The 23,467-nt window shown below is 67.2% G+C and carries 22 protein-coding genes and 1 tRNA gene; 9 read left to right on the top strand and 14 right to left on the bottom strand.

Annotated elements, in window-relative coordinates; translation table 11 throughout:
• Positions 1-6: 6 nt before the first annotated feature.
• From ACH438_RS43185 to ACH438_RS43165, 5 genes are all read right to left on the bottom strand, one after another.
• The gene (locus tag ACH438_RS43185; protein WP_397016518.1) at positions 7-1,779 is read right to left on the bottom strand and encodes an ABC transporter substrate-binding protein; all 1,773 of its coding nucleotides are present in this window, start codon (positions 1,777-1,779) and stop codon (positions 7-9) included.
• The gene (locus ACH438_RS43180; protein ID WP_397016516.1) at positions 1,776-2,777 is read right to left on the bottom strand and encodes an ABC transporter permease; all 1,002 of its coding nucleotides are present in this window, start codon (positions 2,775-2,777) and stop codon (positions 1,776-1,778) included. Before ACH438_RS43180 ends, ACH438_RS43185 begins: the two co-directional genes overlap by 4 nt.
• A gap of 262 nt (positions 2,778-3,039) precedes the next feature.
• Positions 3,040-3,525, bottom strand: coding sequence for a hypothetical protein (locus ACH438_RS43175; RefSeq protein ID WP_397016514.1), 486 nt, complete (start codon positions 3,523-3,525; stop codon positions 3,040-3,042).
• A 59-nt stretch (positions 3,526-3,584) separates the two neighbouring features.
• The gene (locus ACH438_RS43170) at positions 3,585-4,625 is read right to left on the bottom strand and encodes a TerC/Alx family metal homeostasis membrane protein (RefSeq protein WP_397016512.1); all 1,041 of its coding nucleotides are present in this window, start codon (positions 4,623-4,625) and stop codon (positions 3,585-3,587) included.
• A gap of 194 nt (positions 4,626-4,819) precedes the next feature.
• A complete protein-coding gene (locus ACH438_RS43165; RefSeq protein ID WP_397016510.1) occupies positions 4,820-5,248 on the bottom strand; it encodes a nitroreductase family deazaflavin-dependent oxidoreductase in 429 nt (142 codons plus the stop codon).
• Positions 5,249-5,498: 250 nt separating this feature from the next.
• Here ACH438_RS43165 and ACH438_RS43160 point away from each other — a divergent pair.
• Positions 5,499-5,572, top strand: a tRNA-Ile gene (locus tag ACH438_RS43160).
• Between the two features lie 28 nt (positions 5,573-5,600).
• Here the strand turns inward: ACH438_RS43160 and ACH438_RS43155 are convergent.
• Together ACH438_RS43155 and ACH438_RS43150 are read right to left on the bottom strand one after the other, a co-directional pair.
• Entirely contained in the window at positions 5,601-6,278 is a 678-nt protein-coding gene (locus ACH438_RS43155; protein WP_397016508.1) for an isochorismatase family protein, read from the bottom strand.
• 11 nt (positions 6,279-6,289) lie between these two features.
• Complete coding sequence (locus ACH438_RS43150; RefSeq protein ID WP_397016506.1) at positions 6,290-7,639, bottom strand: MFS transporter; 1,350 nt, start codon at positions 7,637-7,639, stop codon at positions 6,290-6,292.
• Positions 7,640-7,869: 230 nt separating this feature from the next.
• On the opposite strand from ACH438_RS43150, the gene ACH438_RS43145 reads away from it, so the two are divergent.
• From ACH438_RS43145 to thrS, 5 genes are all read left to right on the top strand, one after another.
• Complete coding sequence (locus tag ACH438_RS43145) at positions 7,870-8,796, top strand: FAD-dependent monooxygenase (protein WP_397016504.1); 927 nt, start codon at positions 7,870-7,872, stop codon at positions 8,794-8,796.
• 27 nt (positions 8,797-8,823) lie between these two features.
• On the top strand, positions 8,824-9,279 hold the full coding sequence (gene aac(6') / locus ACH438_RS43140) for an aminoglycoside 6'-N-acetyltransferase (protein ID WP_397016502.1): 456 nt from the start codon (positions 8,824-8,826) through the stop codon (positions 9,277-9,279).
• Between the two features lie 87 nt (positions 9,280-9,366).
• Complete coding sequence (locus ACH438_RS43135; protein WP_397016621.1) at positions 9,367-10,503, top strand: serine hydrolase domain-containing protein; 1,137 nt, start codon at positions 9,367-9,369, stop codon at positions 10,501-10,503.
• An 85-nt stretch (positions 10,504-10,588) separates the two neighbouring features.
• A complete protein-coding gene (locus ACH438_RS43130) occupies positions 10,589-11,509 on the top strand; it encodes an NADP-dependent oxidoreductase (protein WP_397016500.1) in 921 nt (306 codons plus the stop codon).
• Positions 11,510-11,701: 192 nt separating this feature from the next.
• Positions 11,702-12,919 (top strand): threonine--tRNA ligase, encoded by a 1,218-nt coding sequence (gene thrS, locus ACH438_RS43125; protein ID WP_397016498.1) that lies wholly within the window; start codon positions 11,702-11,704, stop codon positions 12,917-12,919.
• A 32-nt stretch (positions 12,920-12,951) separates the two neighbouring features.
• Here the strand turns inward: thrS and ACH438_RS43120 are convergent, their stop codons facing one another.
• Both ACH438_RS43120 and ACH438_RS43115 read right to left on the bottom strand, forming a co-directional pair.
• Positions 12,952-13,344: a RidA family protein gene (locus tag ACH438_RS43120; RefSeq protein WP_397016496.1), complete on the bottom strand. Its 393-nt coding sequence runs from the start codon at positions 13,342-13,344 to the stop codon at positions 12,952-12,954.
• Positions 13,341-13,919 (bottom strand): DinB family protein, encoded by a 579-nt coding sequence (locus tag ACH438_RS43115; RefSeq protein WP_397016494.1) that lies wholly within the window; start codon positions 13,917-13,919, stop codon positions 13,341-13,343. The genes ACH438_RS43120 and ACH438_RS43115 overlap by 4 nt, the downstream gene beginning before the upstream one ends.
• Positions 13,920-13,980: 61 nt before the next feature.
• Between ACH438_RS43115 and ACH438_RS43110 the strand changes: the two genes are divergently transcribed.
• Positions 13,981-14,955: a helix-turn-helix transcriptional regulator gene (locus ACH438_RS43110; RefSeq protein WP_397016492.1), complete on the top strand. Its 975-nt coding sequence runs from the start codon at positions 13,981-13,983 to the stop codon at positions 14,953-14,955.
• Between the two features lie 88 nt (positions 14,956-15,043).
• On the opposite strand, the gene ACH438_RS43105 is transcribed toward ACH438_RS43110, so the two are convergent.
• Positions 15,044-16,306: a GAF domain-containing protein gene (locus ACH438_RS43105; RefSeq protein WP_397016490.1), complete on the bottom strand. Its 1,263-nt coding sequence runs from the start codon at positions 16,304-16,306 to the stop codon at positions 15,044-15,046.
• 158 nt (positions 16,307-16,464) lie between these two features.
• Here ACH438_RS43105 and ACH438_RS43100 point away from each other — a divergent pair, with 158 nt between their 5' ends.
• Complete coding sequence (locus ACH438_RS43100; RefSeq protein WP_397016488.1) at positions 16,465-18,531, top strand: AfsR/SARP family transcriptional regulator; 2,067 nt, start codon at positions 16,465-16,467, stop codon at positions 18,529-18,531.
• On the opposite strand, the gene ACH438_RS43095 is transcribed toward ACH438_RS43100, so the two are convergent.
• The 4 genes from ACH438_RS43095 to ACH438_RS43080 all read right to left on the bottom strand — a co-directional run bounded on the left by ACH438_RS43095 (position 18,526) and on the right by ACH438_RS43080 (position 20,199).
• Complete coding sequence (locus ACH438_RS43095; protein ID WP_397016486.1) at positions 18,526-19,068, bottom strand: hypothetical protein; 543 nt, start codon at positions 19,066-19,068, stop codon at positions 18,526-18,528. The genes ACH438_RS43100 and ACH438_RS43095 overlap by 6 nt on opposite strands.
• A gap of 159 nt (positions 19,069-19,227) precedes the next feature.
• On the bottom strand, positions 19,228-19,404 hold the full coding sequence (locus ACH438_RS43090) for a DUF6374 family protein (RefSeq protein ID WP_397016484.1): 177 nt from the start codon (positions 19,402-19,404) through the stop codon (positions 19,228-19,230).
• 63 nt (positions 19,405-19,467) lie between these two features.
• A complete protein-coding gene (locus ACH438_RS43085; protein ID WP_397016482.1) occupies positions 19,468-19,683 on the bottom strand; it encodes a hypothetical protein in 216 nt (71 codons plus the stop codon).
• A 99-nt stretch (positions 19,684-19,782) separates the two neighbouring features.
• On the bottom strand, positions 19,783-20,199 hold the full coding sequence (locus ACH438_RS43080; protein ID WP_397016480.1) for a PaaI family thioesterase: 417 nt from the start codon (positions 20,197-20,199) through the stop codon (positions 19,783-19,785).
• A gap of 95 nt (positions 20,200-20,294) precedes the next feature.
• Here ACH438_RS43080 and ACH438_RS43075 point away from each other — a divergent pair, with 95 nt between their 5' ends.
• Positions 20,295-23,459 carry a BTAD domain-containing putative transcriptional regulator gene (locus ACH438_RS43075; protein WP_397016478.1) on the top strand — a complete coding sequence of 1,055 codons (3,165 nt, stop codon included), beginning with the start codon at positions 20,295-20,297 and terminating at the stop codon, positions 23,457-23,459.
• The last annotated feature ends 8 nt before the right edge of the window (positions 23,460-23,467 follow it).

The following is a 23,467-nucleotide window of genomic DNA, read 5'->3' as shown; positions in this document are numbered from 1 at the left end:
TCCGCGCTACCTCTCGAGATAGATATGGGACAGGTCGATGCTGGTGCTGATCACATCGACGCGCACGCCGCGGACCTTCGAACCGAACATCATCTGTTTACGGACGTAGGCCACCGGAATCGCTGCCCCGTAATCCTTTTGGATCTTCTGGTCCAGCGGCATGTACTGAGCGCCTTGCGCCTCGATGTCCTGGATCGCCTGGACGCGGTTGATGCTGTCGTCGACCTGCTGTGACTTGACCTGGGCCACCGCGCTGCCGCCCTCCATGACCTGACCGCTGGAAAACAAGGCGCTGTAGACGGTTCGGTTGGTCGGCCAGTCCGGCGCCCATTGATACCAGATGAGGTCGTACGGATTCTGCAGATGCTCGATGGCGTCGTAATAACCTTTGTCCGCCACCGGATCGAGATTCACCTTGAATCCGGCGGCTTCCAGCGCCCGCTTGATCGGGGCGCCCATCCGGTCGGCCGCCGGCGTGGAATCCCAGCACACATTGACGACGTAACCGAGTTTGCCTGCGGCGGTGAGGATCTGCTTGGCCAGCTGTGGATCACCATTGTCGCCGACACCGTACGGATTGGGCTGCGGCGAATAGCCCACCGCGGCACGCGGACTGAATGTGGTGGCGATGGCGCCGTAGTAGGGTCCGCCCTGCGTGTTGATGACATCCTGCTTCGGGAACGCGGTCGCGATGGCCTTGCGGACATTCGGATCGGTGACCCGGGCGTTGTTGATCTGGAAACTCATCACGAAGTTCAGCTCGGCGTCTATCGTGCGCTGCTTCAGCTCTGAATCCGCGAGGATGTCCTGAACCTGATCGACGTCGATCTGGTTGTAGAGCGCGGCGCTGTGCGGGTCCATGTTCGCCCGGAGCTGGTCGGTCTCCTGTTTGGGCTGTACGCCGAACTGGAAGTGCATCTTGTCGACGTATTGGTGGCGCACCGGGTCGGTCTTCGGATCCCAGTGCGGGTTCCGCACCAGCACCAGCGTCCGGTCGACCGCGTGGGAGTCGATCTTGTACGGTCCGGTGATCATGTCACCCAATCCGTTGGCGTCCAAGGCGTTCTGATCGGTGTCCAGGGCCTTGCGCACCGGAACGGTCTGGGTCATCGAGACCGCGAACGGGAAGTCCGACTGCGGCGCGGCGAGGTGGAAGATGATGGTCTTGTCGTCCGGTGTCTCGATCTTGTCGGGGCCGAGTTCCTGACCCTTGTACGGACCCTGATAGACCGAGTTGTAGTCGTCATTGCCGATCAGCCACTGCTGCACCCACTTGGGGCCCATGGCGAATCGCGAGTCGAAGCTGCGTTCGACGGCATATTTGATGTCCCGCGAGACGATCGGCGTGCCATCGGCGTATGTCACGCCATCCTTGAGCGTGTACTTCCAGGTGCTGCCGCCGTCGGAGGCCGTACCGGTATCGGTGGCCAGGTCGCCGACCAGCACCATCGAACCGTCGTCGTTCTGCTTCAGCACCGTGAGACGCCGGTTGATGAGCCGGAACACCGCGTCGTCCGGCGAGGTGTAGACCTTGACCGGGTCGTAGTGCGGAAAGTCGTTGCGCCACGTCACGTTCAGCGTGCCGCCCGTCTGTGCGCCGGGCAGCGGCGCGGCCGGGCCGGTCGATTGGAGGCCCTCCGGGTCCAGGGTGAGTTTGTTCGGCGGGGCGCCGGGCAGGTCGCCGGGCCCGACATTGCTGTGGCCCGGCGAGCAGGCGTCCGCGGCCAGCACCGCGGTCACCGCCAGCACCGCGGTGCGCGCGAAATCTCTTCTGTTCAACGGTTCCCCTTCGGGTCCAGGGCATCGCGCACCGAGTCGCCGAGCAGATTGAACGCGAGCACGAAAATGATCATCGCGAAACCGGGGAAGGCCAGATAGGTGATATCGGAGGAGATCAGGCCCGCCCCGTTCTGGACCATCACACCCCAGTCGGGCGTCGGCGCGGTGATCCCGACGCCGAGGAAGGACAAGGCCGCCTCCGCGGTGACATAGGAGGGCAGGTCCAGCGTCACCAGCACGAGCACGGGCGTCCACAGATTCGGCAGCAGCTCGCGGAAGATGATTCGACGCGTACCGGCGCCGGTCACCTTGGCCGCCTCGATGAACTCGCGCTCCCGCAGCGAGAACGTCTGCCCGCGCAGCAGGCGGGCATTGCGGGTCCACCCGAACAGGGTCAGCAATCCGACGATGCTCCCCGCCCGCACCCACACCGGAACCTCCTCTCCGGCCGCCATATAGCCGGCCCAGGCCACCGGCATGAACGCGAGGATGAACAGCGTCGACGGCACCGACAACAAGGTGTCGGTGATCCGGCTGATGAGGTAGTCGGACCTGCCGCCCAGGTAGCCGGCCGTAATGCCGAGCACCGTGCCGATGATCGTGGTCGCCAGCACCACGGCCAGCGAGATCAGCAGCGAGGTCCGGATCCCGTAGATCAGCACCATGAACACGTCGCGGCCGGTGTGCGGTTCGATGCCGAACCAGAACTGGCCCGAGACACCGCCGTTCGGCTTGACCGGGAAGCCGGTATTGGTGAGCAACCCGTTCTCCGGCGTCGCGTACGGGGTGTAGGGATCTTTGCCGTAGAGCAGCGAGATCAGCGGTGCGCCGAGGCCGACGACGAAGAAGAACAGCACCACGACACCGGATACGAGGCCGGTCTTGTCCCGTCTGAACCGCCGCCAGGCGAGCTGTCCGGGCGAGCGCCCGCGCAGTCGCTTCTCCTCGGTGGTCGGTGCGACATCCGGGGCATTTTGATCCGTGAGCAGTACCGCCACTACTTTCCCCGATCACCCGAAACAAATCAGTTGACAAGAATGGACGAACCGTACGGCTCATACCGTTCAACGTCAACTCATGCTCGCGTCCAGGCGCGCCGAGGGTCGGGGATGCTCAACTGTGCTGTAACACAACATATTTCCGATAATCGACCGATGATCGGACTGCACTTGACAATCCGGCCAGTTTTCGGCGGTATGCGACCACCTTTACGGAAACAATTGCATAGCTGAGGCTTTGGGGCTCAGGAGATCCGGTGGTTCAGTCGCCGGACCGCAGTGCCGTCTCTATGGTTTCAACTCGCTCCAGCGGGATGCCCCACGGATTGTCCACGCCTACAGCGGAATCCAGGTTCCAGAGCACGCACTGTTCGTCCGGCCGCGCCACCATGGACCAGGCGACCACGGTGCGGCCCAGCTGATCGGCCATGGGGTCGCCGGATCCGGTGCCCTCGCCGTCCGGGAAGTGATGCAGGAAGCGGCCGTACGCGGCCTCGCAGAAGCGGGCGTAACGGATAGTGCAGAGGATCAGCCCGTGCCAGGCCTCGTCGACCGCGTGCGAGGGCATGCCGATCACCTGATCGTCGCGCATGGCGGCCCCGCAACAGCGCAGCCATTGCCGCAGACCGGTTTCCACCAGGTCGCGGGGTTGCCACGGGCTGGTCTTGAATACCGCGTCGGGCAGTTCCAGCGCGTCCACGGCTCGATTCACCTGATCGAGCCGTGGACGGGAGCGGCGTTGCAGCATGGGTTCACGGTACGTCGCGGGCCGGAGCCTGCGCACGGCGCCGATTTCCGGGGCGGCGCTCAGGCGCTGGGCGTGCTGATCTCGGCGTCCGGCTGCTGCTGACCGCGGGTCGCGCGCAGGCTGGTGAAGGTCACCGTCGCCAGCGCCACCACGATCACCACCAGCGAGGTGGCGGTGGGGATGGTCGGGACGCCGCTCCAGACGCCGTGCGCCCAGTGCATTACCAGCTTCACGCCGATGAAGGCGAGGATGGCGGCCAGGCCGTAGGCCAGGTGCACGAGGCGGGACAGGGCGGCGTGCAGGACGAAATACAGTGCGCGCAAGCCGAGTAGCGCGAAGGCGTTGGTGGCGAACACCAGGAACGGGTCGCCGGTGACGCCGTACACGGCTGGTACCGAGTCGACCGCGAAGACCAGGTCGGTCGCCATCACCGCGGTGACCACCAGGGCCAGCGGGGTCAGGGCGCGGCGCAGCTTGGACGGCTGCTTCGGATCGGCTTCCCGGACAATCATTTTGGTGCCGCGGTAGTCGTCGGTGACGGGCCAGATGCGGCGCAGCAGTCGTACCGAGCGCATGGACGAGATGTCGACGTCCTGTTCGTGCCCGCCCGCCGCGTCGGCCAGCAGTTTCACCGCGGTGATCAGCAGGATCACGCCGAACAGCAGGAACGCCCAATCCAGGGTCGCGAGCGCGGCCGCGCCGAGCGCAATGAAGATGCCGCGCAGGACGAGTGCACCCGCGATGCCGTACAGCAGCACCCGCTGCGCCAGCGCCGCCGGCACCGCGAACGCGGACAGCAGCAGCATGAAGATGAACAGATTGTCCACCGACAGCGATTTCTCCAGCAGATAGCCGGTGAAGAATTCCATGGCGGGTTTACCGCCGTTGTTGCCCCACAGGAACAGCCCGAACAGCACGGGCAGGGCGATGTAGAAGACGGTCCAGCCGATGGCTTCGCGCATGGATACTTCGTGCGGGCGCCGGGTCAGGCTGAAATCGAGGACCAGCAGGGCGAGCACGGCGATGATGGTGCCGCCCCACAACCACGGTGTGCCGATGGTGTGGATGACGGGTGCACTCGCGAAAACAGTAAGGCTCATGGGACCTCCTCGGGCATGGGAAACCAGCCGAGGTCTCCTTCACCCACGTAGATCCTGCTCGCGGGCAATCATCCGGGGGACGCGACGGCGCGGCCCGTACTGACCGGAGTGATTATTGGGAAGTACTCCCCTCTACGGCGGTGAGGATAGTCGACCCTTACCTCGCGTGTCCACTCGATGTGCCCGTGTCGCGGTCAGCGGGGGCTGAGCACCACCACCGAAATCGGACGATCGGTCTTCTTCTGATATTCCGTGTACCTGCCCTGATTCACCTTGTCGACCAGATCCCAGCGGCGTGCGTAATCCGGATCGTCCGGGTAGGTGGCGCGGGCCGTGACCGGAATCCGCTTCGTCCCGACCTGGATCTCGACCTTCGGATCGGCCTTCACATTGGCCAGCCACCCCGGCGGCTTCTTCGCCCCGCCATTGGAAGCCGTCACCAGATAATCGCCGCCATCCTTCGCATAGGTCAGCGCCGACGTCCGCGCCTCCCCACTCTTCCGCCCAACCGTCCGCAACAACAGCGTCGGATTCCCGAACAACAACTTATGCCCGACCACCCCATTGCTGTTCTCATACAGCCACTGATGCGCCTTCAACACGTTCCCGAACAGATTCGCCATCATTCCTCCTGCTCTCGTGGTCACTGCCTACATTAACGCTTCACCAGGCGATCACGACCTCGCGGACACCGTTCCCGCACAGACCCCGCCGCCACCCCCGAATTTCGCACTACACCAAGAGGATCGACGCAATGAAAACAGCCGAACTCCGCCCCGGCAGGCCGGGGCCACCCACAGTTTCCGGTGCCCAAGTAGGCAACAGGTACCCCCACGAGGTAACATCGCGACGCCCGCGCACGAGCCGCGGTCAGGGGCGGTAGCTCAGTCGGTTAGAGCCGTGGACTCATAATCCATTGGTCGCGGGTTCGAGCCCCGCCCGCCCCACAAATGCCTTGCCGCAGAAGGAATCGGGTCATTTTGCTGCGGCGATCATTGCCAGCAGATCCGAGGTTGGGCGGACGTCGCCGAAGGATCTGTAGATGGTGTGGAGGGTGGCATTGTGGTCTTGGTCGCGGCGGGCGGCGTTGGCGTCGGCGATCATGATTACGCGGTAGCCGCGGGTGGCGGCGTCTCGGGCCGAGGATTCGCAGCAGACGTTGGTGACGGTGCCTGTGATGAGGACCGTGTTGATGTTTCGCTGGTCGAGTTGGTCCGGGAGGGTGGAGCGGCCGGGGAAGAAAGCGCTGAACGCGGACTTCTCCATGAAGAGGTCGTCTTCGTGGGTGGACAAGGCCGGCCACAGGCGGGTGGGGAGGGGGCCGGAACCGCCTGAGGTGCTGTAGGTTTCGGCGGTTCGGGGGCCGAAGAACTCGATGGCGGCTGGGCTCGGTTCGGCTGTGCCGGGGAGGGCCCAGGCGATTGTTCCGCCGGCTCGGCGCAGGGCTTCCGCTGTTCGGTTGATGTTGGGGACGATTGCGCGGCAGTAGGGGTTGTCGGCGACATGAAACGGCACCATGTCGATCACGATCAGGGCGGTGCGCTCGGGATCGAGGGTGGGGTACGCGAAGCGGCGGCCGCGGTGGGATTCCTGGCGGGCGTACTCGCGGGACTCGATGTGCCAGTTGTGTGTTTGGGGCTGCTCGATATCCACGCCTTGGAGTCTTACCTGCTGACGGCGACTGGTGGGTGGTTTGGGGTGGGAGTGTCGGCGTCGGGGATTTCGGTGCCGTGCAAGGAGGTTCCGGCGGTTTCGCGGAGGAAGGTCCAGGCTATGAGGCCGATCAGGGAGGCGGCGACCATGTAGCCGGCGGGGAAGAGGGACCAGCCGGTTTTCTCGATTACGGCCTCGTTGACCAAGGGGGCGGTGCCGCCGAATATCGCGGTGGAGATGTTGTAGCCGAGGGCGAAGCCGGCGTAGCGGACGTGGGTGGGGAAGATCGCTGGGAAGGTTGAGCTGATGGTGGAGAGTTGGGGGACGTAGAGGAGGCCCAGGATTACGAATCCTGTTATGGCCCAAGCTGTTCCCTTGCCCATCAGCCAGTACATCGGGATGGCGAGAACTGCCAGTCCTACCAGGGAGACCAGCCAGAGGGGGCGGCGGCCTACGCGGTCGGAGAGGCGGCCGAAGAAGGGGAGGGAGATCATCATGACGAGCTGGCCGATGAGCATCATTGCGGTGGTGGTGGATTCGCCGAGGCCGAGGGTGCGTTGCAGGTAGGTCGGCTGGTAGGTGAGGAGGGTGTAGTTGACGACGTTCAGGGCCACTACCAGGCCGATGAGGGTGAGGACCTCGCGGCGGTAGGTGGTGAGGACCTCGCGCAGGCCGGTGGGGGGCTGGTCGCGGTCGGGTTGTTCGGCGAGTTCGTTGAAGACGGGGGATTCGTCGAGGTGAGCGCGCAGGTACCAGCCGATCAGGCCCAGCGGGACGGCGAGCAGGAAGGGGATGCGCCAGCCGCCGTCGTGCATACCCGTCGAGCCCAGGATCAGCTGGCAGGCCAGGACCACGGTCGAGCCGCCGACGAAACCGGCCAGGGTGCCGAATTCGAGGAAGCTGCCGAGGAAGCCGCGTTTGCGGTCGGTGGCGCATTCGGCCAGATAGGTTGCGGCGCCGCCGTATTCGCCGCCGGTCGAGAAGCCTTGCACGACACGGAGCGTGATCAGCAGGATCGGCGCCAGCACGCCGGCGCCGGCGTGGGTCGGGAGGATGCCGATCAGGCCGGTGGAGAGGGCCATGAGCAGAATCGTGGTGGCGAGCACCGCTTTCCGGCCGATGCGATCGCCCAGCGGACCCCACACCATGCCGCCGAGCGGCCGCAGCAGGAAGGAGACGGCGAAGCCGAGCATGGTGCCGAGGGTGCCGAGCGAGCCCGGGAAGAAGGCATCGGTGAGGTAGGTGGCCGTCGCCGCGTAGACGCCGTAGTCGTACCACTCGGTGGCATTGCCCAGCGCGCTGGCGGCTACCGATCGCCGTAGCGGGAAGCCGGATGTCTTCGTTTCCGTCTCTTGTCGCACGAAACAGACCGGTACCCACGCGCCGCATGGGCAAACAACAGGCATCGGGGAAGCGGCCCGATTTGTCCCCCGCGAACAGGGCGGAAGCCGAAAAAGTGATCGTCGCCACAACTCCTGCCGAGTGCTGCTCCCCAGCACCGGTAAATCGGTTGTCACGCGCTGATTCCGCGGGAAGGCTGAATCGAGTCCATGGCGTCGTACGGGGAGGTCCACCATGTCTCGATCGATTCGTGGACCTCGATCAGGTGTTGCTCGACGAAATTGCCGCTCTCCCAGCGGAATCCGGTGCACTCGACTATCGCTACGGTGAATCGGTCGCCGAACTGGAGCAGGATTCGGAAGTCGTGAAGGTGCGTTTCGCCTCGGGCGCGGTGGCCGACTTCGATCTCGTCATCGGCGCCGACGGCCTGAATTCGGCCATGCGGGAGCAGGTATTCGGGCCGCGCGCACAATACGCCGAATACCTCGGCGCCTACATCGGTTTCTTCACCATCCCCACGCCGGCCGCGATGATGCTCGAAACCGGTTGGGTCGGTGTGTATCCCATGCCCGGCAGCGTTCTCGCGGTGCGCCCGGACCCGGAACCGGCGACCTCCATGGCCATCATCTCCACCCGCGTCCCCGTAGATGACCGGCTGCGCGGGAATGTCGCGGCGCAGCAGCAGTTGATCCGCGATCGACTGTCCGGGCACGGCTGGGTGGTCCCGGAAATCCTGGACACCATGGCCGACTCCCCGGACTTCTACTTCGACGAGGTGGCCCGAATCCGGATGCCCAAGTGGTCGCAGGGCCGCGTGGTGCTGCTGGGCGACGCCGCCTACTGCGGATCGCCGATGACGGGCATGGGTACCGCGCTCGCCCTCATCGGCGCGTATCTCCTCGCCGGGGAAATCGCCACCACACCAGATGATTTCGAGCGCGCCCTGACACGCTATGAAGAACTGCTCCGTCCGCTGGTGACCGCCGTGCAGAAGGGCACCGAAGCCCAGGTGCGGCTGCGTCATCCGGTGACCCGCCGCGGGATCGCCTTCATGCACGGCCTCGTCACGGTGGTCACCTCGCGCCCGCTGCAACCGGTGCGCGCTCTGCTCACCCACCTGTTCGGCAAAGGAGCCGAATATCCGATACCCACCTTCCCGGGAGATGTCGTCGGCTGAACACGGGCGCCCGAATACGCTGACCGCATGAGAATCCACCAGTGCGGCCCGGAACACCTGGACGAGCTGGCCACTCTTCGTACCCGATTGTGGCCCGACCTTCCGATCGAGGAGCATCGCGCCGATATCGCTGGCGCGTACGACGGCTCCCGCACGGCGGTGGCCTTCATAGCTCGTGACGTCCGCGACACCCCCATCGGTTTCGCGGAGGCGACCCTGCGCACCGACTACGTGAACGGCTGCGACACGTCGCCGGTCGCGTTCCTGGAGGGCATGTACGTCGATCCCGCACACCGCCGTGCGGGCATCGCCCGAATGCTGTGCGACGCAATCGAAGCCTGGGGCCGCGCCCTCGGCTGCACCGAACTCGGCTCGGACGCCCTGCTCGAAAACCCCACTGGCCAGGCGATGCACGCCGCCTTGGGCTTCGAAGAGCGCGAACGCGTCGTGTACTACCGGAAGATGCTGGGCACCGGACACTGATCGGCCCGGTGAGGTCAGCCCCACCATTGCCAGGGCGGTAGCAGGCTGTTTCGCGTGGGCCGTTTTCCATAACTTGGGGCCGTGCGGATGAGACTTGCGGTGCTGGGTGTGGCCATGGCGGCGGTAACGGCCTGCGGAGTGGACGGTTCGGGCGATACCGAGGAGATCGGGCGGGGTGAGATCCAGACCGCTCTGAATGATGCTGTGCACCTGGGATTTCCGGGAGGGCAGGCGGTGGTCAGCGACAAGGGCCATGTCTGGACCGTCACCGCGGGCGCCGGTGACCTGGCCACCGGGAAGCCGTTCGCCGACGACTCCCGGCTTCGGATAGGCAGCAATACCAAGCCTTTCGTGGCCACCGTCATGCTGCAGCTGGTGGGCGAGGGCAAGGTCGACTTGGATGCCCCGGTGGAGCGTTACCTGCCGGGGGTGGTGCACGGCCCCGGCATCGACGGTAATCGGATCACCATCCGAAATCTGTTGCAGCACACCAGTGGACTACCGGAATTCGCGGCGGAATTCGGGGAGACTCCCAAACCCGGTCAGGTCGAGATCGTGACCGAGCAGGCCCGGTGGACGACGGCGGATATGGCTGCGGTGATCCGTAATGCCTTGACCGCACCGGCCGATTTCGAGCCCGGCGCGCAATGGCGGTATTCCAACACCAATTACATCGTCGCCGGAATGGTGATCGAGAAGGTCACCGGCCATTCCGTCGGCGCCGAGATCACCAGCCGCATTATCGAGCGACTCGCTTTGCGGGACACCTACTATCCGGAGCCCGGCGAAACCGGCATCCGCGGCCCGCATCCCATCGGCTACAGCCAGGTCGGCGGCAATCGGATCGACTACACCAGCCAGAACGTGTCCTGGGCGGGCGCCGCGGGCGCGATGGTCGCGACCGGCGCCGACCTCGACCGTTTCTTCGCCGGTCTGCTGGACGGAAAACTGCTGCCGCCCGCGCAATTGGCGGAAATGAAGAATGTCAGATCCGCCGACGAGCAGGGCACGATGGCATACGGTCTGGGCCTGGCGCGGATATCGTTGTCCTGCGGGCGTCAGCTGTGGGGGCATACCGGCGGCGTCTCCGGATTCCTGACCTTCGACGGTGTGGTGCCGGAGACCGGGCGCGCGGTGACCATCGCCTTCAACCAGGACCTCGTCGATGGAGAACATTTCCGCGCGGGGCTTCACACACTCGATGTCGCGGCGTGCGCAGCCTGAAGGTTCCCAGGCGAAATACCAAGCGCTCGAAGGTTATCCGAGCATAATGCCAAGGGTAGAGTTTCACGCGCGGAAGGAGTGGGGGATGAAGGCTGTTCGTCTCCACGAACCGACAGGCATCGACGGGCTCGTATACGAGGACGTCCCCGATGCCAAGCCTGGGTTGAGCGAGGTCCTGATCCGGGTGGCCGGCTGCGGGATCACGCACAACGAGCTGGATTGGCCGGTCTGGACCTGCCGGGCCGGCCACCAGCGGACCTCGATCATCCCCGGTAACGAGGTGTCGGGCGTGGTCGTCGGACTGGGCTTCGGGGCCGCCGGATTCGCCGTGGGCGACGAGGTTTTCGGCCTGACCGACCAGCTGCGCGACGGGGCGGCCGCCGAGCTCGTGGCCGTCGAGCAGCGGAACCTCGCATTGAAGCCCCGCACCCTGGATCACGTGCAGGCCGCCGCCGTGCCGCGGGCCGGGCTGACGGCTTGGCAGGCGCTGTTCGACCACGGCAAACTGGCCGCGGGCCAGACCGTGGTCATTCACGGCGCGGGTGGCGCGGTGGGATCGGTGGCCGTGCAGCTCGCGCACTGGGCCGGGGCCGAGGTGATCGGCACCGGGCGCGGTCATTCCCGCGCGCTGGCCACCGAGATGGGCGTGGACCGGTACGTCGCACTGGATACCGATCGACTGGAAGATATTGCCGGGCAAGCGGATCTGGTGGTGGACACCATCGGCGGTGAGGTGCTCGCGGCCTCCGCCCCGCTGCTCCGCGAGGGCGGCCGGCTGGTCACCATCAAGGCGGCCTTCGATTTCCCGCCCGGCCGGGACGATGTCGAGAAGGTCGTCTTCGTCCAGGTCTCCGATCGCAATCAGCTCGCCGAGCTAGCCCGCCTCATCGACGAGGGCACATTGCGCCCGCCGGTCAGCGAGGTGTACCCGCTCGCCGACGCGATCAAGGGCTTCAGCGCCAAGGCGGCCGGTGGCCTCCCCGGCCGGATCGTGCTCCAGCCCTGAGCGGTCCCGCCGCGAAAAGTCCTTGGTCCGAGGGGCTGCGCCGGGGTAGCGTTCCGCCCATGCAGCGCATGCAGTCCACGACGACGCCGGAACACGTCCCGGCGCGCTGAACCTTGTTCTGATCGAAGCCCCGGGCGGATGCCCGGGGCTTTTTCGCGTGGTCATCCGCCCTGTATCGGGAGGAGTCCCACCATGTACGACCATCGCAAGCTGGGCCGCGAGCTCGGCCTGTTCGACACCGACCCGCTGATCGGAGCCGGCCTGCCGTACTGGCTGCCCGACGGGGCGATCGTGCGGCACAGCCTCGAGGAATACGTTCGCGAGGTGGAACGGCGGGCGGGCTACCGGCATGTCTACTCGCCCGTACTCGCCAAACGCGAACTGTACGAAATCTCCGGGCACTGGGCCCATTACAGCGACGACATGTACCCGCCCATGGATATCGGCGGTGAACAGGTCGTCCTGCGGCCGAGTCTGTGCCCGCACCACGCGGTCATGTATCGCGCACGATCACACAGCTATCGCGAACTCCCGCTGCGCATGGCCGAACTCGGGGCGATGTATCGCTCCGAATTGTCCGGAGTGCTCGGTGGTTTGACCCGCGTGCGCTGCATTCAGCTCAATGATGCCCACATCTTCTGCACCCTCGAACAGGTCGCGGACGAGGCCGCCGACGCGCTGGCCTTGATCGGTGCGGCTTACCAGGCCATGGGTATCGACAATGCGCGCTATCGCCTGTCACTGCCCGGACCGGGCGGGAAATATGTTGCGGCACCGGAGATGTGGCAGCAGGCGAGCAAGATTCTGAGTGAAGTCCTCGATCGATCCGGAGTCGCATACGAGGCCGTCGAAGGGGAGGCAGCCTTCTACGGGCCCAAGATCGACGTCCAACTCGCCGATCACGCGGGCCGCGAGTTCACCCTGTCCACCGTGCAGGTCGACTTCTACCAACCCGAACAATTCGACCTGCACTACACCGGCGCGGACGGCGGTAAACATCGCCCGGTCATGGTGCACCGCAGCATCATCGGCAGTGTCGAACGCGCGGTCGCCCACCTGATCGAACTACACGGCGGCGCCTTCCCGGCCTGGCTCGCGCCCCTGCAAGTGGCGATCCTGCCGATCTCCAGCGCGGAGGAGTCCGCGGCGGCGGAACTGCGTGATCGTTGCCTGGACGCGGGCCTGCGCGCCGAGGTGATGGACGCCGAATCCGGGAGTCTGGGTGCGCGAGTGCGGGATACCCGGCTCGCGCCGTACCAGTTCATCCTCGGCCCCGCCGAGATCGCGAACGGCGAGGTGGCCGTCCGGCTCAGGGACGGCCGCCGCCTGCCTTCACTTTCGACCGGAAGCGCGCTGGCGAGTATTCGCGCACTGGTCGAAAGCCACGACACCCGCTTGTGGATCGACTAGCCACGGCAATGCGAATCCACCGGGCGCGCCGGTCATTCGGGAATGATCGCCACCGCGTCGATCTCCACCAGCGCGCCCGGACGCGCGTGCCCCGCGGTCGAAACCACGGTGATCGCGGTGCGGTGATCACCCCAAACCGCCCGGGACGCCGCGTATCCCACCTGCGCGTCGACCCCGCTGACGATATAGATATTGAGTTTGACCACGTGCTCGGGCCCGGTGCCCGCCGCCGCCAGCACGGTGAGCACATTGCGCATGGCCTGGGCGGTTTGGGCTTCGATGCCGTCCAGCATGGTTCCGGTGCTGTCGGTACCGAGTTGGCCGCCGACGTACAACGTCGGCCCCGCGGGCGCGATGACGCCCTGCGTGAAGGCGGGGTTGTAGAAGAGCCCTTCGGGGTCGACGTGGGTCGTCTTCGTGGTCATACGGTGGCTCCCTGGCGGGTGTGTACGTAGAGGTCGCGCAGCAGCGAGACCTCGGACAGATGGTGGATCAGCTCGCGGTGGATGTGCAGGACGAGCGTGGCCATCGGCGCGTCCGGGTAGGGCTCCTTGGGGCCGACCGGGGTGCGGAGTTCGGTTTCGGTGAGGCTGCGTACCCCGGTTATCCAGGTGCCGACCTGGGTGTCGAGTTGTGCGAGGGCGGTGGCCGCGTCGCCCGCGTACTCCCAGGTCTCGTAGGAGGCGGCGGGTGCGCCGAAGTGGGTGGCGTTGCGCATGGCCAGCACTCCCACGATGACGTGCGCGAGCCGCCAGGCAATGGTGGTGAAGGGTGCGGGAACCGGTGTGGGATAGGCGTAATCGATGGTGAAGGGTCCGGCGCCCGGCTGCGGCGGCATCGCCGAGGCGTCTCGCGGCCGGACATTCCAGGGGTCCGGCGCGGGTGACCAGAGGTATTCGTCGTCGGTGAGGCCCTGCAGCCGGGCCCGGATCTGATGGTCCCAATGGAACTCCCATTGCTCGCGCAGTGTCCGGTTCCAGTCGAAGTCGTCTGCATCCATGCCGCTACCCTGGCACCCCTAGCGGACAGGATCGGTCCGCTATCTGTGGCAGGGTGGCGAAATGGCGGACGGCGCGGACCGGGGGACGACCGAGCGGGTGCTCACCCTGCTCGGACTGCTGCAGCAACGCCAGGTCTGGACCGGACCCGAACTGGCCGAACGACTCGGCGTCACCCCGCGCACGGTGCGGCGCGATATCGAACGGCTGCGCGCGCTCGGCTATCCGGTCCGCGCCTGCCAGGGTGTCGGCGGCGGCTACCAATTGGGCGCGGGACAGGAACTGCCGCCGCTGCTGCTCGACGACGAAGAGGCCATTGCCACCGCGGTCTCGCTGCTCGCCGGTGCGGCCGGCGCCGGTGATGCCGCACTGCGCGCGCTGGCCAAACTCGACCGGGTACTGCCCACCCGGCTACGGCACGAGGTGCGCGCGCTCGCCGGTTCGGTGGAGTCCTTCGCCGGCGCCCGCATCCCGGTCGATCCGGAGCTGCTGATGGCACTGGCCAGGGCCTGCCGCGACGAGGTGGAGGCCGGGTTCGACTACCCGTCCAACGGTGAACTGCGCCGCCGCCGCGTCGAGCCCTACCGCCTCGTCGCCTCCGATCGCCGCTGGTACCTGCTCGCCTACGACCTCGATCGCGATGACTGGCGCAGCTTCCGCGTCGACCGGATGAGCGAGGTTTCCGCGCGCACCTGGCGATTTCAGCCTCGGGTTGCACCCGATGCGGCACGGTATGTCCAGGAGGGCGTGGCGAGCCGGGTCTACCCGCATCAAGCCCGGTTTCTGGTTCACGCACCGGCGGATATTGTGCGCGAACAACTTTCACCGTCCGCGGCCGCCGTCCGGGAATGCGGGGCCGAGGCCTGCGAGGTGCTCAGCGGCGCCCGCAACCTCGACGGCGTACTCCTGCACATCCTGCTGCTGGGTCACGAGTTCGAGGTGCTCGACCCGCCGGAGCTCGGGAAGCGTTCCCGCGCACTGGCGCAACGCCTGCTGGCGGCCGGCGCCCCGGTCCCGCCGCCGACTGGCAGCGGCTGACAGCGCCGTGCCAGCGCGGCCCGCGAACCTGTCGGAGAGCACGCCGACCCTCGAGGAAAGGTCCCGCATGGCGCAGCCGGTATGCCGCTCAGGGATTGTCGTGGATCAATGCGCGGACCGCGGGACTCGCGGCATTCCGGACGAATTCGCAGTCGCCGTAGCCGCCGTCACCGAGATCGACGCTGAGTTCCACGGTGTCGTTGACGCGATACGGCCGGCTCTCGATGATCGAGCCCAGCACCCGCCGCAGCCGCGACACTTCCGCCCGCACCGTGACCGCATGCTCGGAATCGCCGTACAGCGCGACCCCGAGTTCCGCGACCGACATGCCGGTCCGGCCCTTCAGATGCAAGAGCAGCAGGATCTCCGCGTGCCGGGCCGAAAGCGCACTGCGCCAGCTCGATTCGGGTCCGGTGACAATGGCCGTCGGCGGCCCGGTCAGGTCGAGTTCCAGCCGGATGGGGGCGGTTTCGGGTCGCGGCCGCAGCAGCCAGCCCGCGCCGAGTCGTTCGGGTACGCACAGGCCGAGACCGGGGACGTGCAACGCGCGCTCACCGCGCGGGGCCGCGATGCGGCGAGCCGGCGCCAGGCCCGCGGCGTGCGCGACCCAGCCGTGCCGGTCCACCAGCAGTGCGGGCCCGGACAACGAGGCGAGGGTCGGTCCGGCGCTGGTGCGCAGTCGTTCCAGCGAATTCTGGTGCAGGCTCTGCAGTTTCACCTCCGCCAGCCGCGCCACCGTGGACACGAGTGCGGTGATCGCCGGATGCAGGGTCAGCGCCGGTCCGCTGAGGTCGACGACGCCGAGCAGGTCGCCGGTGCGCGGATCGTGGATCGGGGCGGCGGTGCAATACCAGCCGTGCTGTGACTGCTCGTAATGCTCGCCCGAGAACAATTGCACCGGCGCGGCTTCGGCGAGTGCCGTGCCGATGCCATTGGTGCCCACGGTGGACTCGGTCCAGATCGCGCCCTCCCGGAAGCCGACACTGTCGGCCTGGCAGCGGATGCGGGCCGACCCGGCCCGCCACAGCACCACCCCGTCGATATCGGTGATGACGACGATGAGCTGTGAATCGTCGGCGACGGCGTGCAGTACCTGCACGATCTCGTCGAGTACCTCGGCCAGCGGTGACTGGCGGCGGCGTTCGATCTCGTCCGCGGGCAACAGGGTTCGATTGTTGAACCGGTCGGCGGTGAGGCCGGCCTCCTGCACGCGGGACCAGGAGCGGGCGATGAGCGGGCGCGGGCGGAGCGGGGACTTGCTGCCGCCGAGGACGGCGTCGTGCATGCGGATCAGGTCCCGGGCGTACCGCGGAAGATCCGTGCCGGGCCGGATTGCGCTGAAATCACCCACGGTATCCATCCTGTAGCCACAAAACCGTACCGATCAGCATATTTCGGGGTTGCGGCGGGCGCACATCGATATGCAACGTTGCGCAACCCTTGAAGCCCGCACCCCGGCACGGTTGTGTTCTGAAGAATGCACAGGACCGATGGCCAGGTGAGTAGTTCATGCGGGTAGGACTGTTGGGGCCGACGACACTGGCAGTGGCGGAAAACACCGCCCAGGTGGGCGGACCTCGGGTCCGCGCGCTGCTGGCCCTGCTCGCGCTCGACGCCGGGCGAGCCGTACCGGTGGCACGGTTGATCGACCGCATCTGGGACGAGGAACCACCCGCCGCCGCGGAGAACGCATTGCAGACCCTGGTCCGGCGGCTGCGGGCGATCATGCCCGCGGACACCGTCAAATACGTGCAGCGCGGATACCTGCTCACCATCGAGCCGGAGGATGTCGACATCCACCGCTTCGGGCACGCCCTCGAAACCGGCCGCCGCGCTCTGACCGCCGGCCGCCCCGATGCCGCGGCCACCGCCCTCGACGAGGCGCTGCACCTCTGGCGTGGACCGGCTTTCGCCGACATCGGCGATATCGCCCACCTCCGTGTCATTGCCGACACTGTCGCCGAGCAACGCCTGGACGCGATCGAACTACGCGCTGACGCCTACCTCACTGAAGGCCGCGCCGCCGAGATCGTCCGCGAACTCACCGTGGAGACCGCGGCCAATCCGTTCCGCGAATCCCTCGCCGCCCGCCTGATCACCGTCCTCGCCACCGTGGGCCGCAAAGCCGAAGCGCTGCAGGTGTATCGCCGCACCGAGGCGACCCTCGCCGCCGAACTCGGCGTCGGCCCCTCCGCTGAATTGCGCAGCGCGGTAAAGGACCTCGTGGCGCCGACGATCGAAGTGGCGCGCCCAGAGGCGGTCACGTCCCGCCGCTTCGCTCCGGCGCGCTCCGAGCCGGTCACATCCCGCCGCCCTGCTCCGGCGCACCTCGAGCCAGCCACATCCCGCCGCCCCGCTCCGGTGCGCCCCGACCCGGTCACGCCCCTGCGTCCTGCCCCGGCGGCGGCGGACCGGGCGCGGCTGCCGCGACGGTTCACCAGCTTCGTGGGGCGGGAACAGGATCTCGCGGAGGTGGCCCGGCTGCTCGCGGAGAGCCCGATGGTGACTCTGGTCGGGCTCGCGGGGGTCGGGAAGACGCGGCTGGCAACGGAACTCGTGCATGCTCGCGGCCCGGATTGGCCGGACGGTCATGTGTTCGTCGAGCTGGCGGGGGTCGGTCCGGAACAGGCCGGGATGTCCGCGCGGGCGGCGGTAGGCGCTGCCGTGCTGTCGGCGCTCGGACGAGTGGAACGGGTGGATGCCGGTGGCGGGGACTGGATCGAAGTGCTGGTGCATGCGCTGCGGGGACGGCGGATGCTGCTCATCCTGGACAATTGCGAGCATGTGGTGGTGGCCGTCGCGGAGCTGGCCGATCAACTGCTGCAACGACTTCCGGCCTTGACGATCCTCGCGACCAGCCGGGAATCGCTCGGAATCGAGGGGGAGCGCAGGTACCCGTTGCGCACGCTGGACCTGCCCGGATCCGGCGACACGATAGAGGCGGCCGGCAACTGCTCCGCCGTACGGCTGTTCGTCGACCGCGCGACCACCGTAAGACCGGATTTCGGCCTGACCCAGGACAACTGCGCGGACGTCGCCACCCTCGTGCGCGGCCTGGACGGCATGCCGCTGGCGATCGAGTTGGCCGCCGCCCGCCTGCAGGTGCTGTCGCTGCGGGCGGTGATCGACCGACTCGACGATCGATTCGCCCTGCTGACCAGCAACTCCCGCCGCATCGCCGCACGGCACCGCAGCCTGCACGCCGCCGTGGCCTGGAGCTGGGCGCTGCTCACCGAGCGCGAGGCCGAACTGGCCCGCCGCATATCGGTTTTCGGCACCGGCGCCACCCTCGACATGGTGCTCGCGACCTGCGCCGACCACGCCGCCGACGCCTCGGATCCGATGCGGGCCGTCACCGCCGCCGGCATTGTCGACACCCTGATGTCCCTGGTCACCAAGTCCCTGGTCGAGTTCGACGGCACCCGATACCGCATGGCCGAAACGATCCGCGCCTACGCGGCCCTGGAACGTGAGTCGGCGCTGGCCGGTCGGCCTCTCGCACAGGGCGAATCCGGCCGCCAGGAGGCTGGCGACCGGATTCGGTACCGGGCCGTGACACCCGGAGCCCTGCTATGACACCGCGCCGATGAATCCTCCGATCGCCGCACCGATCGCGCAGCCGACGATCGCGCCGACCAGGAAGAACCAGATCCCGATCACGACGCCGACGAGGCAGCCGACCACCGCGCCCGCCAGGATCGCGCCGCCGTTGCCGTCCGCCTGATGCAGGAACGGCAGATTCTGCACACTGGCCGCCGCGGGCGTCGGACCGCCCACCGGGGTGAGGGTCAGATCCGCGGGATCGACGAGTGCCGGTGTGACGGCGAAGGTTTGGCCGGTATCCGCGACCAGGGTCGTGGGTATCGTGCCGACGACCGCGCCGTCCGTGGACAGCACCTGCACGCCGCCGGGGGTGAGGGCGAACGTGCCATTGTTCAAGCTGACATCGGCGTGCGAGTGGTCGGCCGCCAGCGTGGTGGTGTAGCCGACCGGGCCGGCCATCCCTCCGATATTGATATCGGCCAGCGTCGCCTCGCCGTTGGCCGTGGCCATGGTGACTCCCGTGGCCGCGATGGCGAATACCGCTGTCGCCACCAACTTCCTGGTAAACATGATCTCTTTCCATCCGTTCGGGTTTTCCTTGGCGTTCCCCCGACGAACGGCTTCGGACGTAAGACCATGATGCGCTTGCCATGCATTTGCGTCTATAGGAAATCAGCTCTGTAAGAGCGGTTTTTCAGGTTGCGGCGATCTCTGGCAGCCAGCTGTGAACTAGGCGAGATGTTCGGTCTCCTCGCGGAAGATCCGTAGGCCCTCACTGATCTTCCCGGCGGCGATCTCCAACTGCTCAGGGGTGAGCGTCTTCCCGAAGGTGGCCGCATTGAGAAGTTGGCTGCGGGCCTGATCGAGGTTCATGGTGGCCCAGTCGCGGCGAGAGAGTTCCGGCATGTCCCGGAACGATACCTCGAGTAGAACATTTGTTCGAGTGTTTGCGCAGGGGCCGGGCGGACGTCAATTGCGCGCCGTCCAGTGATTGCCGCCCTCGGACAGGCGGGCCCGGTTGTGCAGCAGATAGCGCAGTGACAGCTGCGCTACCCGCGCGTACAGCAGTGGGCGCACGGCGAGATCCCGCAACCGCTCGGCGGAGCTCCGACGCGGCGGGCGAATGCCCTGGTAGCGGTACAGAAACCAGGTCAGCGCACGATTTCCGGCTGGAACGCGAGGCATGGGTCGAGCCTAACTATGCCGGCCGACGGAAATGTCCCATTGCTATCAATTTGCAATCTTGGTTCCACGCGCACGAAAAGAGCGTGCCGCGTGCGTGGCTCAGAGCACGGCTTGCGTCTGCGTCACCTTGGCCACGAGTTTGCCTGCGTCATCACGGATTTCGGTCTCCACCACGATGAAGGAGCGTCCGGCGTGCAAGGGCTTGGCCGTCGCCGTCGCATGACCCGACCGCAGGGCGCGCAGGAAATTGGTCTTGGACTCCACCGTCGTGGTGCCCTGCTTGCCCTCCGGCAGGTTCAGGAACGCGCACACCGCCGCCGTCGCATCGGCCAGCGACATCAGCGCGCCACCGTGCATGGCAGTGCCCAGCGTGCACAGGGATTCATCCCAGGCCAGGCGGCTGCGCACCAGTTCCGGGCCGCATTCGAGGACCTCCACGCCCAGCCGCTCGCTGAACGGCATGGTGCTGAAGATCTGCGTGCCCAGCGGATCCGGGGCGATATCGGTGTCGGTCATGAGATCGACTGTGCCGCAAAACCGGCCGCGGGGCCATTACTCCCCGGGTAATGGTCACCGGTGGCCCGGTCGCGACGTTCTGGGAGACTCGGCGGGTGCAGGTTGGTGTGTTGGGTCCGGTCCAGGTGCTCGGTGCGGACGGGACGGCGGTCGAGATCGGCGGCGTCCGCGTGCGAATGCTACTGGCGCGATTGGCGCTGGCGAGCGGGGGAGCGGTGCCGGTCGCGGCCCTCATCGACGGATTGTGGGGCGAGGAACCGCCCGCCGAGGCGGCGGGCGCGCTGCAGGCGCTGGTGTCGCGGCTGCGGAAGGCGTTGAGCGGGGCCGGGACGGTCGAGTTCGGGGCCGGTGGGTATCGGCTGCCGGATATTCGCGTCGATGCCGATCGGTTCGAGGAACTGGCCAAGCAGGGGCGGCGGGAACTCGCCGCGGGGCGAGCGGAATCCGCGGCCGCGGTGCTCGGCGAGGCGCTGGGGCTGTGGCGAGGGGAAGCGTTCGGCGATGTGCTGGACGCGCCTTTCGCAGGTGCGGCCGCTACCCGGCTGGATGATCTGCGGGCGGGCGCCACCGAGGATCGGTTCGAGGCCGAACTCCGATCCGGGCGCTATGCCGATATTCTCGCCGATCTGGAGGTCGCGGGGACTGCCCATCCGTTGAGCGAACGACTTGCCGCGCTGCGCATGCGCGCGCTCGCGGCCGCGGGGCGGCAGTCGGAGGCGCTCGCCGTCTACGAGGAGATGCGCGGTCGTCTCGATGAGGAACTCGGCATCGATCCCTCCGTCGAACTCCGTGACACTCACCTGGCCTTGCTGCGCGGGGAACTGGAAACGCCGGTGGCGCGCAGGGAGACCCTCGCGAACAAGCTGCCCGCGCGGCTGACCAGCTTCATCGGGCGGGATGCCGAGCTGGCGGGATTGGCTCGGCTGCTGCAGGATTCGCGACTGGTCACGATTGTCGGGCCGGGTGGGGCGGGGAAGACGCGGCTGGCGCTGGAAGCCATGGATCGCCACAGCGGAGGGCCGGTGTTCTTCGTGCCGCTCGCCGAGGTGGGTGCGCCCGATCAGCTGGCGGACGCGATTGCCGGTGCGCTGGAACAGACTCCCGGTGAGCCGCGGCCGGACAAGACGGCGCGCCTGGTCGAATTGCTGGATGCCGGTGCGGCCGTGCTGGTTCTGGACAATTGCGAGCACCTCATCGCGGCTGCCGCGGAACTGGCCGAACAGCTGCTGGCTCGATTGCCGCAGTTGCGGATCCTCGCCACCAGTCGCGAGCCGCTGGCCATCACCGGTGAATCGCTGTGGCCTCTCGGACCGCTGGATGTGCCTGCCGAGACTGCGGATCTCGCAGTGGCGCAGGCATCTTCGGCGGTACGACTGTTCGTGGATCGGGCGGGCGCCGTCCGTCCCGGATTCGTTCTCGATGACCGCACCGCGGGTCCGGTAGTGGAGATCTGCCGTCAGCTCGACGGCATCCCACTGGCTTTGGAGCTCGCCGCCGCGAAACTGCGGTCCATGAGCGTGGATCAGATCGCTCGCCGCCTCGACGATCGGTTCCGGCTGCTCACCTCGGGGAGCCGTACCGCGCTCCCGCGACAGCGGACATTGCTCGCGCTGGTCGAGTGGAGCTGGGATCTGCTCGACGAACCCGAAAAGACCCTGGCGCGCAGGCTCTCCATCTTCCCCGCCGGTGCGAAGGAGGAAGCGATCGAGGCGATCTGCGCCGACGATTCACTGCCCGTGGCCGATGTGCTGTACGTGCTCGGCACGCTGGTGGAGAAGTCGATCGTGGTGGTGTCCGCCGACGATCAGCCGCGCTATCGCATGCTGGAAACCATCCGCGCCTATGCCGCCGACCGGCTCACAACCGCCGATGACGCGGTGCGGCAACAGTTCACACCGTACTACCTGTCCCTCGCGGAAGAGCACGAGCCGTACCTGCGCACCGGCGAACAACTCGACGTCGTAGCCCTCTTCGACGCCGAGCATCCCAATATGGCCGCCGCCCTGCGCACCGCCTCGGCCGCCGGCGACACCGCGACCGTCGCCCTCATGGTCCGATCCCTGTTCTGGTACTGGGGAATCCGCGGCATGACCGCCCAGTTCGAAACCGCCCTGACCGACGTACTCCGCGTCGCCGACGCCCTCCCTGCCGACGCCCGCGCCGCCTTCGGCGTAATCCAGCTGATGACCGGCGCCCCCACCGCCACCTCCACCGACCTGACCACCCTCATCGAGGAATGCGTCCGCACCGGAGGCCTGGAATTCCACCCGGCACTCCCACTCTGGACCGCCCTCCTGGCCGCCCGCACCGGCAACGAAGACCTGGCCGAACAACGCCTGACCGAGGCCCTCACCTGGCCCGACCCCTGGGTCCGAGCCAGCGCCTACTTGGCCCGCGACCTGGCCCTGACAGGCTTGGGCCGCCAGCCGGAAGGCGCCGAGGCGCGCCGCGAGGCTCTCCGCGGCTTCGAAACAGTCGGCGACCGCTGGGGCCTGGACCTGGCCCTCCTCTCGGTAGGCCGCGACCACTCCCTCCACGGCGACCACGAGCAAGCCATCGCCGCCTTCGCCCGAGCCGTCACCGTAGCCTTCGAACTGGGCATGGAAGACGACATCCTCGCCAGCCGAACCGAACTCGCCACCGAACGCATGCGATCCGGCGACCTCCGAGCCGCCGCCCTCGACCTGGACGCCGCCGACCGCCTGGCCACCGACCTGGCCTTCACCCGCCTCGCCACCACCATCCAATTCGCCCGAGCCGACCTCCTCCGCCGCACCGGCAACCTCCCCGAGGCCGACCGCACCCTCGACCGAATCACCCACCGCACCGCCCACACCCCCCTCCCCCCAATGATGATCACCGCCCGAATAGCAGTCTCCCGCCTCGCAATCCGCCTGACAGCAGCCGACCCCACCGAGGCCCGCAAACTCTTCCCCCAAGTCCTGCAAGCCGCCACCGCCTCAGGCGACGCCGCCACCATCGCCCAATCCACCGCCCAAGCCGCAGAACAACTATCGAAACTCCTCCTCCTGGAACAAAACCCCACCGCCGCAGCCACCACCCTCGGCCTGGCCGAAGCCATCCGAGGCACCCCCGACCAAGGCGACCCCGAACTAACCACCCTCATAACCGCCCTGACCACCGCCCTGGGCCCCGACGCCTACGTCACCGCCTACGCCCTGGGCGCAACCCTCCCCAGACCAGCAGCCTTGGCCCGCCTCACCGACGAATCAGGCACCGCCAGCCTTGGCGGCGGATGAAGGGAGGC

It is taken from the genome of Nocardia sp. NPDC020380, from assembly GCF_044386975.1.
GTDB lineage: Bacteria > Actinomycetota > Actinomycetes > Mycobacteriales > Mycobacteriaceae > Nocardia.
The sequence above is the reverse complement of the archived record's forward strand: the minus strand, read 5'-3'. Positions and strand labels throughout refer to the sequence as shown.